Below are 21,553 nucleotides of genomic sequence, written 5' to 3'. Positions count from 1 at the left end.
AACAGTCAGAAGCGACCCTATGACGCAGAAGCTCACATTATGCTTGGTCGGACCGCGCGGCGGCGGCAAATCCGCCGCGCTCGCGACCTTCACCGACTGCATCGTGCAGAACGCCCATGGCTATCCGGCCGAGCTGCGGCCGGCGGCGCAGTCCATCACGCGCGCCGCTTTCCACGGGCTCGATTCCGAAGCGTCGCGGCTCGATATTCTCGACACCGGCGCCGACGAGTATCAGCGGCTGCGTCGCGATTTCGCCGAAGGCGGCGCGCCGACCGAGGCGACGCGCCTGCACGAATATTTCTTCCGCATGACGCTGAACGGCGAGGCGTCGCCGCCGCTCGCCGAGCGAAGGCCGGCCCTGGCCAGGATCATCGACGCGGCGGGCGCCGCCTCTATCGCCGACGAGTCGGCGTCGCAAGAGGCCTCGCGCGAGCTGCGCGACGATTTCGTCAAGAAGCTCGCGGAGGCGGACGCCATCCTCCTCGTGCTGCCGATGACGCGCTTCGAGGACAGCGGCTGGATCGGCAATCTCGCCCGCCTCGTCGAGCGGCTGGCCTTCGCCGCCGATTGCCGCGCCAAGCGCGTCGTCGTCGCCTTCTCGCACTATGAGCGGCTGTTCGTCCGGCTCGGCCCCAGCGCCTTCACCTACGCCTGCGATCCCGCCGTGGCGCTCCATGTGCTGCGCGGCGCACTGCGCGCCTCGTCATGGAGCGACGGCCTGCGCGCGCTGGAGACCTCCGGGCGCGCGGCGGTGCGCTTCACCGTGTTCTCGGCCCATGGATTCGTGAAGGGCTTTCAGAACCCGAACATCGATCCGCACATTCGCGGCGACAAGCGCTTCCGCCGCGCCGGCGTGGACGGAAGACGCGGCTTCAACGAATTCTGGCGGCCCTTTCTGACCGCCGATCCGTTTCTCTACGCCGCCTTCGATCTCGAGAACGCCTTCATGTTCTCCTTCGCGCAGATCGACGCATCGACGCTCGCCGGATGATCGCCTTCGATGCGAAATTCAACCCCTCGTCCTGAGGCGCTTTTTGCGGAATGCAAAAAGCCTCGAAGGACGTTCTAAAGGGCGACTCTTCGAGACAGGGGCTTCGGCGTGGCTGCGAAATAAGGGAATCAGAGAAGCCTCGACACAAGGGCGTGCTCTTTCTCCCGCAAGCAAGAGAAGGACGTGCGGCGAGAGTCTCGCTTGGGGCTGAAGCGTTTATTTGGCGGCCGCTTCCTCGCTTTCGGCCTCGACGGGCGGGGCGGCGCGCGGCGTCAGATAGCGGTCGAGCGCGCTGCGCCGGCGGCGCCAAAAGCCGCGCGCCGATCCGTCCCTGGCGCCGAGCTCGGCGGTGAGCGCGGCGACCTCCGCCGCGACGGAGCCGCGCGACGCGCGCTTCAGCGCGTGCGAGAGCTTCGCCTCCACCTCGACCAGCGTGCGATTATCGAGCAGGTAGACGCCCTTGCGGTCGAGGCTCGCTATTCCCTCCCGCACCAGCCGGTTCAGCAAGCCGATGATATTGCTGCGCACATCGATCGGCAGATCGGCGATCTCGGCCGCGTCGAAGGCGCTGCGGCCGCCCGGGCGCGGCCGCGAGAGCCGCAGCAGCGCCTTCATCAGGCGCAGATCCGCGGCCTCACCGTCGCTGTCCGCGACATCGAGCGCGGGCAGAGCCGGCGGCGGCGCGCGCGACTGCGATTCGCGCGCCTTGAAGATTTCCGACAGCAGCTTCATTACGAACATGAAGGCGTCCTGCGCCACGGCCACGCCGATCGCCATGGTTGCGTCCGGCGTCAGGCCGACGAAGGCCTCGCGCGCCAGCTCGAAGCGATTGCGCTCCATGCTGTGCGTGCGCAGGAAGATGTCGCTGCGCTCGAGATGGCTCCGCACCTCCGCTTCCGTCAGGCCGGCCGCCTTGGCCATCACGATGCAATCATCGACGATCTTCTTGGCGTCCTCGAAGCCGCCGGCGGCGGCGGCCTTGTCGGCGTCGGCCGCGTTGCGGATGCGCGCGGCGATGGCGCTCATCTCGCCGCGAATCTCGCCGTCGAGCGAGCATTTGCGCTCGAAGGCGGCGCGGCCGGCGATCGTCTCGTCGCGCGTCGTGAGCCGGTCGCGCGTCTCGGCGCCCGCGGGCTCGCAGTCGAATTCGGCGGCGACGCCGCCATGCGTGACGCCCGCGGCCCGCATGGCCGCGACGATCGCCTCGCAGACGGGCTTGGCCTCGCGAATCCTCGCCCAGCTCGGATCGGCGCGAATGAGATCGCGCGCGAGGGCGAGGCGGCGCGCGGCGCTCGCGATATCGGCGGGCTCTTCCTCCGCGACAGCGGCGGCGGCGTGCGCGGAGGGCGCGCTCTCCGCCTTCTGCCGCAGCGTGACGATCTGCGCCGCGAGCATATCGCGCTGCCGGATCGCCTCGTCGCGGCGACCGGTCGGCGCCGCGAGCGTGTCCTGTATCGTCTGAATGCGCTTGCGCGCCGCATTGGCCTTGCCGCGATGCGACTCGCAATTAGCGCCGCAGGCGGCGCCGAGCCCGTCGAGGCCCTTCGACGCGTCGACGGCGAGCTGGTCCTCCTGGCGCGCCGTCGAGGTGAGCGCGACGATCTCGTCCTGCTTGGCGCGGATGATCGGCTCGAGATCGGCGGCGGCATGCTCGAGCGTGGCGAGCCTGGCGCGCGTCTCCGCCAATTGCCGCGCCGCCGCCTGCGCCTCCTCGATCTCGGAGGCGCGCTTGCGGGCGACCTCGGAGGCCGCGCGCCGGCGCTCCTCGCGACTTTTCTCCAGCCCGTCGCGCAGGCTCGCCGTGGCGCCATTGGCCGCCTGCAGCACGGCCTCGAGCGAAGCCTGATAGGCGCGCATGCCCGCCGTCGCATTGAGGCGCGCCGTCTCGGCGTCGTAATCGGCCGCCGCCGCCGTGGCGGCCGGCAGCAGCACGTCGGCGGCGAGCTCCATGGGCTGCAGCTCGGCCACCATCTTCTTCGACGAGAGCCGGAATATGTTCGTGTAGTAGTAGGTGAAGGAGAAGAAGGCCGAGATGGAGAAGACGAAGAGATAGACGCTCGCCGTGACGCTCGTCTTGACGAGCATGCGCTCGCCGAAGATCTGCCGCCGCGCGATCAGCGCGCCGAGATCGGCGCCGAGCGACCAGCTCGTCGCGGCCAGCATGACGAGTATGGCCGATGTGCCGATGATCGCGCCGACGACGCCGACGAGGTCGCTCGACTCGCGGCGCATGATGTCGATCATGCCGCTCGATGTGGTGAAGAACACCCAGCAGAACACTGGAACGACGACGATGGCGGCGACGCGGCTTATGTCGATTGTCGGCGGCGTGGCGATCAGCGCACGGATGCGCGCGAGCGCGCGGCGCGGCGGATTCTGCTGCTCTTCCGTCGCGGGCGCGGGCGCGGGCGCAATTGTCTCGTCCGGCTCAGGCGCCGCCTCGACGACGGCGTCCGGTCGAATCGAATTGACGTCGGCCATGCCCGGCTCCCTCGCGCGCTCCGCATCTGCGTCGAAGCCAGACTTAGCATAGCGCCGGGAATGCTCGAACTCGCCGGCGCGTCGTCGCCGTTCGACGCTGTTTCCGCGCCGATTTCGGGCGCGGGCTTGGTCCTGGGCGCGGCGTCGCCCACAGTTACGCGCATCGACGAGGTCGAGGGCGCGCTCGTCGCGAACTTCGATGGTCTAGAGGTGGAATATCCGTTCGGCGAGCTCGACGCCCTGATTCCGGCCTATGCGACGACGATCCACAAGTCCTAGGAGCTGTGGACTCTTGGGATTCCCTTTTTTGCGAAAATTTGATTCAAGGCTTTCTTTGGGAGGAGAGCCTTGGGAGTCATGGATCGGCTGGTGCTGAACGATCAGCAATGGGAGCGGATATCGGGCTTAATTATCGGCAGGCCGGATCAACGGGGTTCGACGGGCCGCGACAATCGTATGTTCGTCGAAGGCGTCTTATGGATCGTGCGAACGGGTGTGAATCGGCTCGACCCCTTGACCCCTAATCGGCAAGGGGGCACAAAACTAAGCCGTTGATTGCTCCTGTATATTCTTGTGGCCTCCACGCCGATTGGGGGTCAACGTGGCGCGCCGAATGACACTCGGGCGCAGCAGCACCCCCTCGTCTTCTACCGCCATTCAGACGATGTCGTAGGGACGCCTGAGCGGAACGCACCGTCTACTCCAATCGGCGTCGGCCAGCATGATCTCGCCGGCGACGCGCGCGACTATTGCGTTCCCTTCCCTCAGACAACAGCCCAAGCCCTGTATCGCCCACGCCCGGTCAACTCGCGAAGGTTCGACGAGAGTTCGCCGATCATCGTGGTGGCGGCTTGTTGAGAGACCCGAAGTTCCTTGGCGGCAAAAGGGACGGTGACGACCGGCGAAGCAAGACACAAATCGACGAGCTGCGTCATTCTCGAATTCGCTCTTCGGCCTTTGCATTTTCGCAGCAGGAGCTCGCGCGCGAGCGTTAATCTGTCGAGTTCCTTCGAATCCGCCTTCGCCATGGTTTCGATCGCACAGGCGAACGTGACCAATCGAGACTCAAAATCATCTCGTCCAACTCGGCGATATTTGGCCTGTCGAAATCCCGAATGCAGCGCTGTGAGACAGTGCCGCGTCTTTCCGCGGGCGCGTAGCAAGGCCGCGGCGAGCAAGGGGCCGAGCCAAGCGCTGCGTTGTAACGGCTCGATCTCCTCCCAAGCATCGAGCGCGACGCTCGCCGCCATCAAAGGCGGAAGGTTCTGGGTGCGGCCCAGACGCTCGCGCCACTCCGCGAGGCGGGCCTCCTCGTCCCAATCTTCGTCGTAGACCAAACCAGAGTCGTCCCGCTTCAGCGGAGCCGGCTGGGATCGCTCTATCACACGTGACGTTCGCGCCAGCAATTCATCGATTTCAGCGAATTCTCCTGTACTGATCGTCTCGCCGTCCTCATCATCCAGCTCCCCGTCCGCCGCTTCGTCCATGGCGCACGAAGCATTGGTCGGCTTGCACGCCACGCTTTGTGGTCTCCAAGCGCCACGTAGACTGGCGAGGCCATCGGTCGTCAACGCCCACGCCGGTTCGCAATCGGCTATGCGACGGCGCGTCAGCAGAATGGCATGGGCTCGCACGAGTTCGTGCGTCGGCGTGCGCACGTCCGTTCCAGCGTCATGAAGCACGAGGTCTTCGAGCTGCACGAATTCGCCCGCGCGCCACAAGGCGGCGCAGGCATCGTGGAAGTGCGCGCGAAGAACGAACGCTTCGGCGAGGGGACTGGAGCGAAGCCGCTCGTCGAAACGCGCGAGGGCGTCCGACGCGCTCTCGAAGGGCGCTTGCAGGCGCTCGAATGAAACAGAGGAGGGAAGACCTAAACCCATTTTAATTCCGCGCGACTCAACACAATTATCAAGCTATCTCGGAATTAGCTTGAGCGATAGGAGATGCTTTTTTCTCTTTCGCCGACCGGATGGAAATGCCTGGCCGCGGCCGCCAAAAGCAAGCCTCGGAACGGATTTGGAGGCGAGCTTTCGGCCCGCAAATCGACGAAAAGCGCTGCTTTTCGGGCCTTTCTCCTACTCGCTCCTATGAGGCCGCGGTGAACTTCGGCCTTCGGAGGCGCTTTAAAACGACCGATTTTTAGTAGCTTATGACTGTGTATAGATGTGTTGCGCCGGAGCTTATATGTCGATAGAATTCAGAATCATCGACACGTTTTCGGCATTTGTCGATCTCATCGACATGTCGGGGACAATCTGTCGATCGACCGAGGCTTCATCGACATGTTCGACCCTGCGCGCCCTTACAATGACCTTCCGGCTCTGCCGCCGCGCCAGGACGTCGAGACCAAGGCCGTTCTCAAGGCCTGCGTCGGGGCCCGGGCGGCGCTGGCGGAGCTCAAGATCTCTGGGCGGCTAATCCCCAACCCGTCGGTTCTGATAAATTCGATTCCGCTCCTCGAAGCGCAAGCAAGCTCCGAGATCGAAAACATCGTCACGACCGCGGACCGGCTCTTCCGTTTCGCCAACCGGCCGGAAACCGGCGTCGACGCCGCGACCAAGGAGGCGCTCCGCTATCGCACGGCGCTTTATCAGGGCTTCGAGAGTCTGAAGGATCGCCCGCTTTCGACGCGGAGCGCCATCGAGATATGTCGAACCATCAAAGGAGTGGACCTCGATATCCGCGCCACCCCGGGCACGGCGCTGCTGAATGAGGCGACCGGCCGAGTGGTCTACACTCCCCCCGAAGGAGCCGAACTTCTGCGCGACAAACTCGCCAATTGGGAGCGCTACATCCACGCGGATGACGGCGTCGATCCGCTGATCCGGCTCGCCATCGTGCATTACCAGTTCGAAGCGATCCATCCGTTCACCGACGGCAACGGTCGCACTGGCCGAGTTCTCAATCTGCTTTTCCTCGTCGAACAGGAACTGCTCGACATCCCAGTCCTGTATTTGAGCCGCTACATCATTGATAATAAGAACTCCTACTACGATGGCCTGCTCGCCGTCACGACGAATGACGCGTGGGAGCCGTGGATTTTGTTCATGCTCGCCGCCATACGCGAAACCGCGACATGGTCGACAGCCAAAATCTGGGCGATCCGTAGCCTGCTCGACGGGACTGCCGAACGTGTTCGGCGCGACTTGCCGAAGATCTATTCTCGCGAATTGGCGGAGATCATATTCGTCAATCCCTATTGCCGAATCGCTGATCTGGTCGCCGCTGGCGTCGCCAAGCGCCAATCCGCCTCCGTTTATCTGAAAGCGCTCGTGGCTCTCGGGATTCTCCGGGAAATTGAAGCTGGCAGGGAGAAAGTTTACACGAACCCTGCCCTGCTGACGCTTCTCTCCGACCGCGGTGGATCGGAAGTCCTCTCCCGATGACGGATTCGAACGTTAAGGGACGGCTGATCGGCTACGCCCGCGTCTCGACCGAGGACCAGGTCACGGATGCCCAGACCGATGTGCTGAAGGCGGCCGGCTGCGTCGAGATTTTTCGCGAGCATATGTCGGGGGCGAAAGCCTCGCGGCCGGAACTGGCCAAGGCGCTGGCGCGGGTGCGCCGCGGCGACGTGTTGGTCGTCGCACGGCTCGACCGTTTGGCCCGGTCACTGTCGCATCTCCTGACCGTGATCGCCGAGCTCGACGCCAAGGGCGCGCATTTCAAATCGCTCGCCGATCCGATCGACACCACGACGCCGCAGGGCCGTTTCGCCCTGCAGGTCCTCGGCGCCGTGGCGGAATTGGAGCGCGCCCTGATCCAGGAGCGCACCAAAGACGGCTTGCGCGCCGCCAGGAAGCGAGGCCGCATCGGCGGTAATCCCAAGCTTCGCGCCGGCGACCGCGACGCCATCCAGCACATCGTCGACGCCAAGGCGGCTCGCTATTTCGAGCGCGTCAATCGAACAGCCGAACATTGGCTGCCAGTCGTCCGGCAAATGCGCCCGGATCACCGCTGGCAGGATGTCGTGCGCGTGCTCAACGCCAAGCGCGATAGCGCCAGCGGCACTCCCCTGCCCCAATGGACCGTCGAGCGCCTGAAGCGCGCGGTCAAGTGCTTTGTCGCCGAGGGCTTGATCGAGCCCAGCCTCCTTCATCAAGCCGCCAGCCGAAAAGTCAGCAGCGAACGACTGGTGACACTGGTCGCCGGAATCAAACGCGCCAATTCCGATCTGACGCTCGCGCAAATCGGCGCGCAGCTCGAAGCCATGTATGAGCGCACGCCGCGCGGCGGAACGCGCTGGTCCCCCTCCTCCGTCAAAAGCCTGCTCGACCGCGCGGAAAAGCTCCGATTGCTCGACGCCGAAACGGCGTGATCGAGCGGACTGCCGAGGCTCGTCCGAAAGATCCATCCCCACGTCAACCCATTTTCCTACGCTCTCGCGCCGCCTTTGCGGCCTTGCCGCGCAACAGCGCCATCAGCACGGGCCCGAGCGAGAACTCCCCTGCCCTCGCCTTTTCGGTCAGGACGCGGAGATAACCGCCGGCGCTCTTGATCTCATCGCCGCGTTGCAGGATCGCGGCGATGATGATCGAGGCGTCATGCTCGCCCAAGACCTCCAAGGCCTGCGCCCAAGCGTCTGGCGAAACGCCGAGCGCCGACCGCACCGTCTCAGCGGCCGTCGCCAGATCACGCCACGAGGAAATCTCGCCGCCCTTGCCGTAATCGACGATGTCTGGACAGGCGTCCAGCACCATACCGAGAGGATAGGTTCGAAGCTGTGGCCTCGGATCAACAGTCCGAGAACGATCCGAAGATATTCCAGGGACTCGCTCGATCGGCTCCCTACCCTCTTCGAGATTTGGCTCGGGCGGATCGACCCTGCCTTCTTGAAGGCTAGGTTCAAGATCAGATGAGTTTGTGGTTTGATTCTGTATGTGGCGCTCAGTTTGAGACTCATTGCCGCTCAAATTCTGAGCTTTTATGTGCGTTTCCAGCAGCTTGTGGATTTCAGCCGCCAACACGGTCAGTTCGCCCGCAAGAGCCTCCAAGTCGGCGCGGGAAAGCCCCCGCACATAACGCCCCGAGAGCGCGGCATAGCGCTGGTGCGCGCCCTCCCAGTCGCCCGAAACGCCCTCCCCCAATCCAGTCTCGATCATTTTGACGATGTCGCGTCGGGTGAGCGTGATCTTTTCCCGCAGCAGCGCGATCGCGCGATTCTCGGCCCGCACCTCTTCGGCAAGGTTTTCGATTTCGCTCGAACGCGCGACGAGCGGCGCGAGGTCGAAGCCGAAAGCGTTCTCAATGGCTCCCCCCTGCCCTTTTCGGGCGAAACGTTTGCCGTTCGGGGAATCGCGGCGAATGATCAGTCCGGCGTTGACGAGGCAGGCGAGATGCCTCCGCAGCGTCGCCGGCGCCATGCCATGGGCACGGATCGACAGTTCTTTATTCGACGGAAACACGACGATGCCGGCGCTGGCGGAGCCCGCTTCGGCCGGCTTCGAATCGCTCACCGGCAGACTTAGAGCGGTCTCCTGGTGGAAGCTCAGCAGCGCGTGCAACACGGACAGCGCGCGCTCGGTGACGCCGAGCAGCTCTTTGGCCTCGGTAAGCGCCCGAAACAGCCGCCATTTGTGGACGATAGTCTCGAAAGAGTCCGGCTTTGCCGCAAAATTCTCGGTCGCGGTCTGGCTCGCCACCATGGCGAGCGACAGCGGCCGCCGCCCGAAGGGCGTCGTTGGATGTGTCTGCATGATCCTTTGCCTCGTTCAGGCAAAAAAAATCTGCTCACCGAAACGGCGCCGACTCTTGACAGCGATTCGCGGAAGTGTGATTCTCTTAGGTGCGAACTTTGAGAAGTGCTTCCGGGACGTTACGTTTCGGGGGCCTTTTTCTTTTGCGGGTCAATCTCCGTTATTGACGATTGTCTTTTCCTGCCTAAACGCCTGATACATTTCGGCCAGTCGTTCTGACAGATATTCTCCGAACGCTTTTGCGTCAGGGCCTTTCGCTTTTAGCGATACCGTATACCGCTTACCCTCGGCCTTCATTTCAGCGGCCAACAATCCATCTTCGGAAGCCCACTGCAGCTGGTGTCCGTTTCTTACGCGGTTCATCGACTTTTTTGATTTGAGCCGAGCCACAATAACGTTGAATCTCTTGTCGCTGGGAAGGCCAGAAAAGCTAGTGTCCTCGATGGCCGCTAGCGCGCCATCGATCGAACCGGGCCTTTCGAGAAGCGCCTTAAGTTCATACCAACGATCCCGTCCAATTCCCTTTGCCGGCCCAATCGCTTCTAGGACTCTCTGGGGCAAGCTCGCAACCGAGAGCATTTTGGAAAGCGTGCTTCGGTCGATTGCAAGAGCGGTGAGGATCGTCGAGTTGTCGTCGTCATAACGCAGCTGCGAGAGCTTTGCGGCGAAGAGCGCTTTCTCGATGAAAGACAGGTTTGCTCTGGCTGAGTTTTCCTGCCCTTGAGCGACGACGTGTTCCCGATCCCCAAGGTCCTTGATTACGGCGCGAACTTTTCGCTCGAGTATCTTTGCTACCCGCGCGCGCCTATGGCCGAATACGATCATATAGCGACCAGGCTTAGAAGGATTTGGTCGAACTAGGATCGGAGAATCCTGCCCGCGCTCACGAATAGCGGCCAGAAGCTCATCGAACTCTCGATCATCCACATCGAGCCGATCACGCACAAACGAAACGTCGACGACGTCGGGATCGAGCTCGACCACCGTCTCGCCTTCCATGAGCTTGTCCGCTCGGGCAGCCAACTCGTCGATAGAGCTCAAAATCGAACGAGATGCGCCTTTCAACGCATAGTCGAGGGCAGGGGCCTTTTCTTCCATGCCACCCTGATCCATGAGGTTGGCGAATGGGTTTTTTCGAGCCACGATTCATCCTCCTCACTGATCTAGTTGATTGAAAGCAAATCGAGTTTGCGCTGATTTTACGGCCGTCAACATCAGAACCTCCCCCACGCCTGGTGAATGAGGCCTTGGATTTCAAAATTGACGGCATCCATGCATTCAATCGCTCGATCGTAGGTGTCGCGATTGAAATTCGCTCTGTCGACTTCATACAACGTCTGCTTCGTAAGCCCAGCGTCGGAGATTGCTGTCGACTTGAGCATCGGGCTCTTGAGAATTTCCTCGGCCAACATGGATTGCATGAACCCGAGCATTTGAGCTTGAGGAACATCCGTCGGTTCGTAACGGGTGATGAGGTATCGCAACCAGTCCATCTGCACGCGAGCCCCGACCTGCTTGATGGTCTTGGTGATATTGCCGAGCATGAGCAGGAACTGACTCATCGACATCAGGTCCAGCATTTGCGGATGTACGGTAATCAGCACGGATGTTGCGGCGGCGAGCGCGGTCAGGGTCAGATATCCGAGCTGGGGAGGGCAGTCGATAATGACCGCGTCATACCGGTCGTCCACCTCCTCTAGAGCGTTCCCGAGCCGGGCGAAAAACCGCTTGCCTTCCTTCGAGCCCTGCATTGCGAGCGGCGTAGTATATTCATATTCCTGCAGTTCCAGGTTGGCAGGAATGATGTCTAGAGAGGGAAAGTTCGTCGCCAGAATCACATCATGGATAGGCCTCTTGTCCCCGTCGTAACGAATGGCGTCGTAGAGCGATGGGTTGCGGTCGATTTCTGGCTGGAATCCATGCAGTGCGGAAAGAGACGCCTGTGGATCCAAGTCGATGACCAGCGTCCGATGCCCGGTCAAAGCGAGATGTTGCCCGAGATGGGCGGCCGTCGTTGTCTTGCCGGATCCACCTTTGAAATTCACCACCGCGATAACCTGGAGCTTCTCACCGACCTTTCGGTGCGGCACGTATTTCTTGGCGTCCGAGCGACCATTCTTGTCCAAATATTGCCTCAGCTCGATCATTTGCTCCGCAAGATAGAACCTACGGCCCCCGGCAGCGATCGTAGGCTCCGGCCCCTTTTTCTCGAGGTGAAGCCGCTTCAGATTGTTTGGACTTACCCCCAGGTAGTGCGCCACCTCGGCCATCGAGAATTGACGAAGGGTCTTCTTCGCGTTGGGAGGAAACTTCTCCAGCCGGAGCTGGTTGAGCTTCCGCGATATCTCGGCGCCCTGCGCGAGTATCTTATCGTCGAACTCGAATGTCGGAAGCATGCGTTCTTGCCCAGTGTCGTCAAATAGCGCCAGGAAGGTCCTTCCCGCGAATTTAGCGCCATTATGTGCGATTCTCTTGGGCTGGCAAGAACAATAGGGTTAACAGAATCCTAATGCACCTCCAAGCGCTCGGGCTTTCGTGCCATGCTCGCAAGAACTTCGACGGCCTGCATACCCAACTGAATTAGCGGCGCTTTGTTCGACTATTTACGGCCGTCAACGCATCGGTTGATGCCGCGGGAACGAAACGCGCAGTTTCCTTGGCCGGAAAACATCCATTGGAGGCGACGCTGGCGTTGCGCGCCATGATCGAATTCGCGCTCGATCAGAGTCGAACCAGCCGCTATAAGCACCCGGCGCGCCATTTGCTGGAATGCGTCGGGTTGGCGGCAAATATCGACGACTTCGGAAAGCACGAGACGGCGGATGCGCGGCAAACACGGCAAGAAGAGTTCATCCTGGTCCAACACGGCCTGAGCGCCTCTCGACCGGTTGGCCGCGCGACCAAAAGGCGATATCGAAGCAGAACATTGGAGCGCACGCATCGAGCGATGTAAGAGTCGATCGACAGCGAGATCGGGTCTGTCAAGCCCTTCGAAGAATTGAACGCGGCTCAGCTTCGAATCGAAATCGCCGGCGTCGCGCCGCCGATTTGGCGACGCCCCATTGTTCCCGTTTCCTGGAACCTTCCCCAATTGCATCTCGCGATTCAGGCTGCCTTCAATTGGTGGAACTACCATCTCCATGAATTTCGGATCGGCGGACTGCGCTACGGCGACTTGGAAGTCGAAGACGACGGCTGGTCGGATTTGGATCCCCGATTGTTCGACGAGCGCGAAGTGCGGCTGGCGGACTTTTCCGGCAAAGACGGACTTGCCTTCGGCTACCGCTACGACTTGGAGACTGTTGGGATCACACCGTCGAGATCGAGAACAAGCTCACGCTACCGGTCTCTGCGAAGCACGCGACATGCGTCGCTGGCGCTCCGGCCCGTCCACCGGAGGACGTCGGCGGAAAATATGGCTATGAGAATTTCCTCGGAATAGTTTCTGACCCGAAGCACCCGGAATATCGCGAGGTGCTGACTTGGTGTGGCGGGCATTTCGACCCGGAGTGGTTCGATCTCGCGGTCGTTGATAAGAACATGCGGAACGCACTGCGGCCCGGCGTAAAACGCCGGCTTCATCAGCCGAAACCGCGGAAGGAAAAAGCGAAGTGATTTTAAACTGGCTCGCGCACGCGAGTTTGCAACCAGTGCCTTCACGCGTTGATGGCGCCGAGCCTTGAGAAAAGACCGTCGTGTGACGGCACGCGCGCGCCGAGCCGCTCTTCACCGGCGCATTGCGCCAGCGGCTGGCGCTGCGCGCGGCGGCCGTCCGCGTCGGCGGTGCGCTTGCGCGAGGAGAGGCGGCGCTGCGCGATGCCGTCTGCCATGCCGCTCCCTTGGCCGGTGCGGTGACGCCGGGCGGTCGTCTCGTCGCCCTCTGGCGCGACCGCGCCCTGCATCCCGTGCTCGACGGCGAAGCGACCGCCGCCGCCGGCTTGGCTGGAACTGACTGCCCGCGATTAGGCCGCCGTCGCCGCGACGCTTCCCGTCGGCCTCGGGCCTCCGCTCGCCGCGGCGGCGCAGACCGAGGAAATTCTCGCGAAAGCGTCGCCCGCGCGTCGCGACATCCCTCGCGCTCTGGGCGGCCGCCGTCGTCCTCGCCCAGCGGCTGAACTGGGACGCGCCGCCGCCGCTCGCCATGATCGGTCTCGCCGATCCGGTGCTGCTGTAAATGCCGCTTTTAATTTCCCCAGAAGCGCCGAAGTAGCGCCGACGGACTGACGATCACGACGCAAGCAGATCTCGATGGAAACGGCGCCTATGATCTGACGACGACGGATGCACGCAGCGTCGCGGCCGACAATAGCCATGTCGAGACCGTCAGCCGAAACAACGGCAATGGTTCCTTGCGCGACCAGACGATTACTTCGGTGAGCGCGGATCGACGCAGCACGACGATCAACCACGATATCGACGGCAATGGCGCAAACGATCAGACCAAGACCATTCAGATTCAGCCGAACGGCGCCATGATCGACACGATCTCGAATTTCAACTCCGACGGCGGCGTCAAGAATCAGCGAACGACCACGGAGAGCGCAGACGGCCTCTCCAGGGAAACCGCCTTCAGCGAATTGGTGACTCACTACAATTGGATTTGGGCAGGATATTGGATTCCGATCCCCTATCAATCGCTCGACGTCGTGAAGGCCGTGACCGATGGCACAGTCCTGAACGGCGACGGGAGCAGGGTCGGAACCTATACACAGTATAATGGATCGACGTCTGGACGTATCCGCGAGCAGATCGTCACAACCGTCAGCGCCAATGGCCTCTCCATCTCCAAACAATGGATGGGCTCCAACGGCGGCGCAAGCATCAATCTGGCGTCGAGCGACGTCACGACATATAATTCGGATGGTTCGACAACGCGGGTCGTGATTGATCAATCGGCCGATCCTGGGATGATGCTTCTATACGGGTCGAGCGGGCCGATCTTGATCGACAAGGCCGTAACTACCATCAATGCATCGAAATTAGCGACGAGCTATCAGTTCGACGTCAATGGTGACGGAACCTATGATACGATTGACGTTTCGACAGTCACGGTAGACGGCGCCACCGCGGACACGCGGACGGCCAAGAATCTCGACGGCTCGCTGCGTCGAAAGGAGGCGACGACCATCAGCTGGGACGGGCTGAGACAAAATCTCGCGCGCGACGCCAATGGCGACGGCGCTTATGAACATTTCGAGAATAGTCGCCAGGAGGCGAGCGGCGCATCGGGGCGCGTCGTGTGGGAAACCAATTCCAACGGCGCCCTGAAGGGCAGAAGCGTCAAGCTCGAGAGCGCTAACGGCCTGACGGCGCTGGAGGCGATCGACACGAACGGCGATCGTACCGTCGATTGGTCCCGATCGAGCATGGAGCGTCTCAATGCGGACGGGAGTAATACTGTCACAACTTCGGATTTCAATTCGAATGGGACACTACGAGCTCGCATCATCACGACGATCAGCGCGAATGGCTTGTCGGAGACATCGCAGATCGACTTGAATGGTCTCGGCTCCGCTATCGAGACAGAGACCGACCTGACGACGCTGAATGCGGACGGCAGCGTGACACGCGAGGTCGCCGATTTCTACGCAGGCGGAGCCCTGAAAGGAAAATCAATCCTCACCACGAGCGCCAACGGCAAGTCCGCGACCACGACGATCGATATCGATGGAGACAATGTCACAGTCGAGACCGTCTCGGTGACAGAGGGCGCCGATGGCGTCAAGGTCTCGACGATCACGTTCAAGGACGGGTCGACGGCGACGACCACGACGAGCTTCGACGGCCTGAGCACGACGATGAACACGTCGGCCGGAATTACTCAGACCAGGTCGGAACTGGGCGACGGAACCGGGAGCTACAATTGGAACTCGAAAGACTCCTATGGCAACACCATCGGCTCCTCGTCGCACACGATCGATGAGAACAAGATCGACACATATGTCTACTCAAGCTCGAACGCTTCTGGAACGATCCGCATCGAGTCCGACGCTTTGGGACAGTATCTCGATTTGGCGGAGCGCTTGTACGACTCGGCCTTCGATCGCGACATGCTGATCGACGAAAAAGAGTTGATCGGCAAATATATCAATTCGTCGACGAATGCGTTGAATTCGACGCAGCTGTCGAATGATCTCATGAACGCGACCGAGTTTTCCACGCGCTATGGCGGGCTGTCGAATCTGCAGTTCGTCGAACGCGTGTTCGAAAATGCGCTCGGCCGCGCTCCTTCTATCGCCGAGCTCACCGGCTATCTCGGTCAATTGAACGCCGGAGCGCTCAGCCGCGCCGACGTGATGGCTCAGATTTCCGAGAGCGCGGAGCACGTGCTTGTCGGAAACGTCCATGCGACGACGAACAATTCCGTTCAGTCGATGGCGTCCTTGGCGTCGGACCATACCGTCGATCAGCAGCTCGCCAAGGACATGGTCACGCGTGTGTATGAGACCGCTCTCGGACGCGACCCGTCCGCCACCGAGCTTTCGGACGGCTATCAGGCGATCGTCGGCGGTGGCGCCAATGAGGCGGGACTGGCGAACAATATCGTCTCGGTTCAATGGCCTTACACCTCGAATCCGAGCATTTTCGACCAGACCTATGGGGCCTTGTCGAACGCCGATTTCGTTGCCCGCATCTATCTGAATTCCTTGGGACGAAACCCGACCGCGACGGAAAGCTCCGATTGGGTGTCGATGCTCGACAATAATAGCGTGAGCCGCGGCGACATGATCTACGCGCTCGCCGAAAGCGCCGAGCATCTGGCCTATATAGGATCCCAGGCAGGCCAAGCGATCGCTGCGTCCTATCAGACCCTGAATTTCGCGGAGAATGCGATCGTTCGTGTTACGGGAGGCGGAAACGCGATCAACGCCGGGAGCGGCGATGTCCTGACGATCGGCGGCAATGGCGCATGGGGCGCCAGCAATGTCGTCAATCTTTCGAGCGGGTCAGTGAACCTTCTCGCGAACTCCCGCATGGAGGTAATGGGTTCGCGCAATGTCGTTACCGCAGACGTCGGCAGCAATTTCGGAATATATGGCGACGACAACGTAGTCTCCGCGAGCTCCGATGGAGTCTGGGTGGGAGGGTCTGGAACGATCGTCAACGGCTCGAACAATACCGTCACTGTCTTTGCTGGAGTGGATGCGAACATTGTCGGCGACGCCAATACGGTCTATGGCGAGACGGGAGCGAAAATCACGCTCTCAACGAATGGGCAGAACGGTTCCGGCGACGTCGTGAACATGTCCAACGGCTCGCTCGTCATGAGCGGCGGCGCGAAGGCTGCGCTCAACGGCTCGGGCAACTCGGTCGCTTTCGAATTTGGCGACGCTCTCACGCTCTCCGGAAGCAATAACAAAGTCGTGTTCGGAGCCGGCAACGACTCCGTCGACGATACGGGCTCTTCGGAAATATTCGTTTTCGAAGCGAATTTCGGCCAGGATCAGATTTCCGGTTTCGACGGCAGCGATCGGATGCAGATCGACAGCTCGATCTTCGCCGACTGGGCGCATCTCATCGGTGCGGCGCAGCAGGTCGGAGCGGATACGGTGATCACGGCGAGCGCGGCGGATGCGATCACGTTGAAAAACGTTGCGGTTTCGAGCCTCAATCAGAGCCAATTCCAATTTGCCTGATGGTTCTCGACCTCGTGGGCGTGTCGGCGACACGCCCACGAGAAATGCCGTCGACATCGAATTTCGAGGTAATCGGGACTTTCTACACGAAAGCTGCGAAAACGCTCTGCGCTATTTTTCTCCCGGACCGTCCAGCCCGAACCATTTGCCGCGGCTCTCTTCGAGATGCGGGGCCGGGTCATAGATCGTCGTCTCCAGCCGCAGCCGCTCGGCCGAAAGGCGGCCGAGCGCGGCCAGGGCGGCGTAGGCGGCGACGATGCGGTCGCGTTGCGCCGTCACCAGATCGACGCGCGCATTGAGCAGCGCTTGCTGGGCGTTGAGCACGTCGAGCGTCGTGCGCCGGCCCAATTGCGCCTCGTCGCGCACGCCCTTCAGCGCCACCTCCGCCGCCTTCGCCGCGACCCGCCCCGCGGCGATCGAGCCGATCGCCGTCTTCAACTGGCTGATGCTCGATACGACGGCGGCGCGCGCCGCATCGCGCTGCAGGTCGACGTTGAAGCGCGCCTGACGCAATTGCGCCTTCGCCTGGCGGATCGACGCATATTCGACCCCGCCTTGATAAATAGGCACGTTCAGCGCGCCGCTCACCTGCGCCGTGAACTGCCGCGTGCCCGGAATGCTGAAGAAGGATTCATATTGCTGATTGACCTGCAGGTTCGCCGAGACGGTCGGGAGGAGCGCGCCTTCGCCGACTTTCACCGCCGACTCGGCGGCGTCGACCTGATGCTGCGCCGCGACAACGCTCGGATGCTCGGCGAGTGCGATGCCGATCGCCTCGCTCGAGGATTTCGGCAGCAGCTGCTCGATTGTCGCCGCCGGCTCCAAATGATGCGGCTCGACGCCGATCACATGACGGAAATTGGCGGCGCTCGCCTCGAGCGCCCCCTGGGCGGCACTCAACTCCATCTCCGCATGGGCAAGCGCAGCCTGCGCCTGCGCCACGTCGGTGAGGCTCAGCTCGCCGAGTTCCTGCCGATTCCGCGTCACCCGCAATTGCTCTTTCAGGACCGCGATATTGTTCTTGCGCAGGCCGAGAACCGCCGTGTCGCGCAACACATTCATATAGGCGGTCGCGGCGTTCTGAAGCGTCGTCTGTTCTGCGACGCGCATCGTCGCCCGCGCGGCGAAGACGCCCGACTCGGCCTGACGGACGGAATTATCCGTGCGCCATCCATCGAACAGCGGCTGCGACAGCGCGAAGGCGGCGGCGCGCGGCTCGCCTATCGTCTGTTCTATGCTGTAGAGCCGCTCGTTGGAGCTGTTGCGGCCGGCCGGCTGCCGCAGCCGATTGAATTGCGGCCCGCCGTTGACGGAGGCGTTGAGCTTCGGCCGCATCCCTCCCGCCGCTTTGGCGACATCCTCGTCGCGCGCCCATACATTGGCGCGCTGCTGGTTGAGATCGGGATTGCCGACATAGGCCTTGGCCAGCGCCGACTCCATTGTTTCCGCCAGCGCCTCGTGTCCGGCGGGCGAGGCAACCAGGGCCGCGCCGAGCAAGAGGGCTCGCCCAGATGCAACTCGACGAGCACAGACGGCCGACGCCGCACATCGGATCGATTTTCGAAACGCCATCACGCAACGCTCTCGACTCTAGCCGCTCTCGACGAGGACCCCTCGGGCCACGCCGCCTTCTCATCTCTCACGCAACGCCCGCGACGCGGTCTCGACCAGCGGCGAGAACAAATATTCGAGAATGCGCCGCTTGCCGGTCCTGATCTCGACCGACACGGACATTCCCGGCGAGAGGGGAACATCTATGCCGTCCACGCTCATGAACTGCCTCTCGGGCGCCACGTTCACCGGGAATACCAGATTCTGCACGCGCTGCGCGCCGCCGAAATAGCTCGCCTTCGGCGACTTGGCCGGATTGGCTTCGGCCGCCTGCGCGTCCGGCTCCGGAATCGCGTCACGCGCTACGCGCGTGACGACGCCGTCCAGAGATCCGTAGCGAGTGAAAGGAAAGGACTCGATCTTGATCACCGATTTTTGACCCGCCTCGATGAAGCCGACGTCCTTATTCTCCGCATAGCATTCGATCTCAAGGCCGGCGTCGTCCGGGACGATGCGCATGAGCTCCTCGCCCGGCGAGACGACCTGATGCTTCGATGTGATCGAAAGTCCGAGAACCGTGCCGGCGATCGGGCTGACGAGCGTCATATGGCCGGTCCTCGCATGGGCCTTGGACGCCTTCTGTTCGAGATCGTCGATCTGACGGCCGGCCTCCGCGAATTTCTGCGCATTGTCGGCGATAAAATTCTTGAAAGCCTTCTCGCGCTCCTTCGCCAGCACGTCCATATTTGCGCGCGCCTCGAGCAGCTGGCCTTTCTGCGTCGCCAACGCAGTCTGTTGGCTCTGCAGCGTCTCTTGCGCATCGAGCAGGCTCGCTGGCGCGATCGCCTTACGCGCAACCAGCGCGGTTCGCATGTCGACCCGCTTCTTCAAGGTCTCGACCAATGTCTCCTGCGCGGCAATCGTATCCGAGAGTCGCTGTTCTTCGGCGCGCTTCTCGATGATCTGCGCGTCGAAGCTCAGCACGGCCGCCTTCAGCTGCGAGAGATCGCTCTCGAGAACGCGCTGCTCTCGCGCCTTTATGTTCTCCGGAATGTCGTCCGGCCAGTCGAGTTGCGGCGCGCTCGTGATATCGCGCCTTTCGGCTGCGGCGATCGCGGCGGTCCGACGCCGCCATTCCGCCCGGGACGCCGCATGGGCGGCGCGCGACGACGTCTCGTCGGCAAAGGCTTCCGTCTGATCGAGCTCGACCAAAACGTCGCCCGCCGCGACGCGCCGGCCGTTCTCTACGTGAACCGCGACGACCTTGCCGATCTCCAGAGGCTGCATCGTCTTGACCCGGCCGGATGGTTGGATTTTGCCCTGCGCCGTCGCCAATATGTCGATCTGGCCGAAATAGCTCCAGGTCAAAGCGAGGGTCGCTAAAAGGCAAATCGTCCACAGCAGGCCGATTTGAATCGGCGACGGCGGCGTCTCCAATATGGCGAGCGCGGCCGGCAGGAATTCCAGATCGGAGCGAACGCGCCGAGATTTGGCGATGCTCATGTCCGGCCAGCCGAATTTCCACGACGCCATCACGTCCTCGCCAAATCGTTCTGCAGCGCCCAGAGATGAGCGTAGAGACCTTTCTTCATCAGCAGCTCGTCGTGCGTTCCGACTTCGACGATGCGCCCTTCATGCATTCCGATGATCTTGTCGCACGGTCGCACGGCCTGGAGACGATGCGCGATGATTATCACGGTGCGGCCTCTGACGATCTCGAACATATTTTTCTGGATCACCCGCTCGCTCTCATAGTCGAGAGCGCTGGTCGCCTCGTCGAAAATGAGGATCGGAGGGTTCATGGCGAGCGCCCGCGCGATCGCAATGCGCTGGCGTTGGCCTCCCGAGAGATTTGCTCCGCGTTCTTCGATCACGGTATCATAGCCGCGCGGCAGCTTGCTCACGAACTCGTCGGCCCCGGCGAGTCTGGCGACCGCCATCACCTGGGCGCGCGTCATGGTCACGTCGGCGAGCGCGATGTTTTCGTGGATGGAGCGGTTGAACAGAAGATTTTCCTGCAGCACGACGCCGATCTGCGTGCGCAACCAAGCGGGACTGACCTGCGAGACGTCGACGCCGTCGACGAGAATTTGCCCTTCCTCGGCCAAATAGAAGCGTTGCACCAGCTTGGTGAGCGTCGTTTTTCCCGACCCCGACCGACCGACGACGCCGACGACCTCGCCCGGCCGGATCGATAGAGATACGTTCTTCAGCGCTTCGGGCGCGCCGGGTCTGTAGCGGAAGGTGACATTGCGCAATTGAATCGCGCCCTTGGCCGGCGGCAAATGACCATGTGCGACATTCAAAGGCTCGGTCGGCATATTCAGAATGTCGCCGAGCCGGTCGATGGATATCTGCACCTGCTGGAAGTCCTGCCAGATTTGCGAGAGCCGCAAGATCGGCTGCGCCACTTGTCCGGCGATCATGTTGAAGGCGACGAGCTCTCCGACGGACAGCTCTCCGTCGATGACCGCCTTCGCGCCGAATAGCAGGAGCGCCGCGCTCGTGAGCTTGCTCACGTATTGGATCGCGTTCTGGCCGCCTGCGCCGATGAGGCCCGCATCGAAGGAGGATGAGACATAGGCCGCGAGCTTTTCCTCCCACTGCGCTTGCATGGACGGCTCCACGGCCGAAGCCTTGATGGTCTGCACGCCGACGATCGCCTCGACCAGCATTTGCTGGCTTTCGGCTCCGCGATTGAATTTCTCCTTGATCGTCTCACGCAGGACGGGCCGCACCAGTGCGGCGATGAGAACATATAGCGGGATCGACCCGACGACGATTAGAGTGAGCTTCCAGGAATAAGCGAGGAGCACGACGAGGAAGACGACGGTAAAGAGAATATCGAGTGCGGAAAACAGCCCCTGGCCGGTCAGAAAGGAACGAATCGTCTCTAGCTCGCGCACGCGGGCTACGGTTTGGCCGGCGGGCCTAATCTCGAAATAGCTCATCGGCAGGCGGAACAAATGGAAGAATAGCCGACGCCCGAGCTCCACATCGATCCTGTTGGTCGTGTGCGACAGCGCATAGCTGCGTAGATATTGCAGGACGACGTCGAACAGGCCGATGACCGCCAATCCGCCGACGAGCACGAACAGAGTATCGTAGCCTTTGTGGCTGAGAACCTGACTCAAAAGACAACTATCGCGCGAGCCGCCTGATTGCGATCTGGATCGACGCCAGAACGACGAAGGTTT

General features: G+C 61.9%; 12 protein-coding genes and 5 pseudogenes. 8 read left to right on the top strand and 9 right to left on the bottom strand.

Annotated elements, in window-relative coordinates:
• Positions 1-19 precede the first annotated feature (19 nt).
• Entirely contained in the window at positions 20-991 is a 972-nt protein-coding gene (locus Mspo_RS15640) for a hypothetical protein (protein ID WP_159731336.1), read from the top strand.
• A gap of 216 nt (positions 992-1,207) precedes the next feature.
• Here the strand turns inward: Mspo_RS15640 and Mspo_RS15635 are convergent, their stop codons facing one another.
• Positions 1,208-3,472 carry a hypothetical protein gene (locus tag Mspo_RS15635; RefSeq protein ID WP_159731334.1) on the bottom strand — a complete coding sequence of 755 codons (2,265 nt, stop codon included), beginning with the start codon at positions 3,470-3,472 and terminating at the stop codon, positions 1,208-1,210.
• Between the two features lie 150 nt (positions 3,473-3,622).
• On the opposite strand from Mspo_RS15635, the pseudogene Mspo_RS15630 reads away from it, so the two are divergent.
• Positions 3,623-3,748, top strand: a pseudogene (locus tag Mspo_RS15630) (recombinase RecD); the annotation flags it as partial.
• Between the two features lie 72 nt (positions 3,749-3,820).
• A pseudogene (locus Mspo_RS15625) lies at positions 3,821-3,967 on the top strand (transposase); the annotation flags it as partial.
• A 269-nt stretch (positions 3,968-4,236) separates the two neighbouring features.
• Here Mspo_RS15625 and Mspo_RS15620 read toward each other — a convergent pair.
• On the bottom strand, positions 4,237-5,352 hold the full coding sequence (locus Mspo_RS15620; RefSeq protein WP_159731332.1) for an RHE_PE00001 family protein: 1,116 nt from the start codon (positions 5,350-5,352) through the stop codon (positions 4,237-4,239).
• Between the two features lie 402 nt (positions 5,353-5,754).
• On the opposite strand from Mspo_RS15620, the gene fic reads away from it, so the two are divergent.
• Together fic and Mspo_RS15610 are read left to right on the top strand one after the other, a co-directional pair.
• Positions 5,755-6,858 (top strand): protein adenylyltransferase Fic, encoded by a 1,104-nt coding sequence (gene fic, locus Mspo_RS15615; RefSeq protein ID WP_159731330.1) that lies wholly within the window; start codon positions 5,755-5,757, stop codon positions 6,856-6,858.
• Entirely contained in the window at positions 6,855-7,790 is a 936-nt protein-coding gene (locus Mspo_RS15610) for a recombinase family protein (protein WP_159731328.1), read from the top strand. The genes fic and Mspo_RS15610 overlap by 4 nt, the downstream gene beginning before the upstream one ends.
• Positions 7,791-7,833: 43 nt before the next feature.
• Here Mspo_RS15610 and repC read toward each other — a convergent pair whose 3' ends face one another.
• From repC to repA, 3 genes are all read right to left on the bottom strand, one after another.
• Positions 7,834-9,168, bottom strand: coding sequence for a plasmid replication protein RepC (gene repC, locus Mspo_RS15605; protein WP_159731326.1), 1,335 nt, complete (start codon positions 9,166-9,168; stop codon positions 7,834-7,836).
• Between the two features lie 150 nt (positions 9,169-9,318).
• The gene (repB, locus tag Mspo_RS15600; RefSeq protein WP_159731324.1) at positions 9,319-10,311 is read right to left on the bottom strand and encodes a plasmid partitioning protein RepB; all 993 of its coding nucleotides are present in this window, start codon (positions 10,309-10,311) and stop codon (positions 9,319-9,321) included.
• Between the two features lie 71 nt (positions 10,312-10,382).
• Positions 10,383-11,564 carry a plasmid partitioning protein RepA gene (gene repA, locus Mspo_RS15595; RefSeq protein ID WP_159731322.1) on the bottom strand — a complete coding sequence of 394 codons (1,182 nt, stop codon included), beginning with the start codon at positions 11,562-11,564 and terminating at the stop codon, positions 10,383-10,385.
• Between the two features lie 251 nt (positions 11,565-11,815).
• On the opposite strand from repA, the pseudogene Mspo_RS20305 reads away from it, so the two are divergent.
• Both Mspo_RS20305 and Mspo_RS15585 read left to right on the top strand, forming a co-directional pair.
• Positions 11,816-11,995, top strand: a pseudogene (locus Mspo_RS20305) (DUF6880 family protein); the annotation flags it as partial.
• Positions 11,996-12,166: 171 nt separating this feature from the next.
• Positions 12,167-12,783, top strand: a pseudogene (locus Mspo_RS15585) (plasmid pRiA4b ORF-3 family protein).
• 41 nt (positions 12,784-12,824) lie between these two features.
• On the opposite strand, the gene Mspo_RS19955 reads toward Mspo_RS15585, so the two are convergent.
• Positions 12,825-13,070, bottom strand: coding sequence for a hypothetical protein (locus Mspo_RS19955; protein ID WP_244613481.1), 246 nt, complete (start codon positions 13,068-13,070; stop codon positions 12,825-12,827).
• Between the two features lie 471 nt (positions 13,071-13,541).
• Between Mspo_RS19955 and Mspo_RS15575 the strand changes: the two genes are divergently transcribed.
• Positions 13,542-16,805, top strand: a complete 3,264-nt coding sequence (locus Mspo_RS15575; RefSeq protein WP_159731316.1) for a DUF4214 domain-containing protein — start codon at positions 13,542-13,544, stop codon at positions 16,803-16,805.
• A 111-nt stretch (positions 16,806-16,916) separates the two neighbouring features.
• On the opposite strand, the gene Mspo_RS15570 is transcribed toward Mspo_RS15575, so the two are convergent.
• The 3 genes and pseudogenes from Mspo_RS15570 to Mspo_RS15560 all read right to left on the bottom strand — a co-directional run.
• Positions 16,917-18,245, bottom strand: coding sequence for a TolC family outer membrane protein (locus Mspo_RS15570; RefSeq protein ID WP_244613480.1), 1,329 nt, complete (start codon positions 18,243-18,245; stop codon positions 16,917-16,919).
• Between the two features lie 192 nt (positions 18,246-18,437).
• Positions 18,438-19,889 carry an HlyD family type I secretion periplasmic adaptor subunit gene (locus Mspo_RS15565; RefSeq protein ID WP_244613479.1) on the bottom strand — a complete coding sequence of 484 codons (1,452 nt, stop codon included), beginning with the start codon at positions 19,887-19,889 and terminating at the stop codon, positions 18,438-18,440.
• Positions 19,889-21,553, bottom strand: a pseudogene (locus Mspo_RS15560) (type I secretion system permease/ATPase); the annotation flags it as partial. The pseudogene Mspo_RS15560 and the gene Mspo_RS15565, both read right to left, overlap by 1 nt.

Origin of the sequence: Methylosinus sp. Ce-a6, from assembly GCF_009811655.1 — a bacterium.
GTDB lineage: Bacteria > Pseudomonadota > Alphaproteobacteria > Rhizobiales > Beijerinckiaceae > Methylosinus.
The sequence above is the reverse complement of the archived record's forward strand: the minus strand, read 5'-3'. Positions and strand labels throughout refer to the sequence as shown.

What these genes read in the sequence shown, in the direction of transcription:
- Mspo_RS15640 (WP_159731336.1), top strand. Translation starts at nt 20, where the DNA reads ATGACGCAGAAGCTCACATTATGCTTGGTCGGACCGCGCGGCGGCGGC.
- Mspo_RS15635 (WP_159731334.1), bottom strand. Translation starts at nt 3,472, where the DNA reads ATGGCCGACGTCAATTCGATTCGACCGGACGCCGTCGTCGAGGCGGCG.
- Mspo_RS15620 (WP_159731332.1), bottom strand. Translation starts at nt 5,352, where the DNA reads ATGGGTTTAGGTCTTCCCTCCTCTGTTTCATTCGAGCGCCTGCAAGCG.
- fic (WP_159731330.1), top strand. Translation starts at nt 5,755, where the DNA reads ATGTTCGACCCTGCGCGCCCTTACAATGACCTTCCGGCTCTGCCGCCG.
- Mspo_RS15610 (WP_159731328.1), top strand. Translation starts at nt 6,855, where the DNA reads ATGACGGATTCGAACGTTAAGGGACGGCTGATCGGCTACGCCCGCGTC.
- repC (WP_159731326.1), bottom strand. Translation starts at nt 9,168, where the DNA reads ATGCAGACACATCCAACGACGCCCTTCGGGCGGCGGCCGCTGTCGCTC.
- repA (WP_159731322.1), bottom strand. Translation starts at nt 11,564, where the DNA reads ATGCTTCCGACATTCGAGTTCGACGATAAGATACTCGCGCAGGGCGCC.
- Mspo_RS19955 (WP_244613481.1), bottom strand. Translation starts at nt 13,070, where the DNA reads ATGCAGGGCGCGGTCGCGCCAGAGGGCGACGAGACGACCGCCCGGCGT.
- Mspo_RS15570 (WP_244613480.1), bottom strand. Translation starts at nt 18,245, where the DNA reads ATGGAGTCGGCGCTGGCCAAGGCCTATGTCGGCAATCCCGATCTCAAC.
- Mspo_RS15565 (WP_244613479.1), bottom strand. Translation starts at nt 19,889, where the DNA reads ATGGCGTCGTGGAAATTCGGCTGGCCGGACATGAGCATCGCCAAATCT.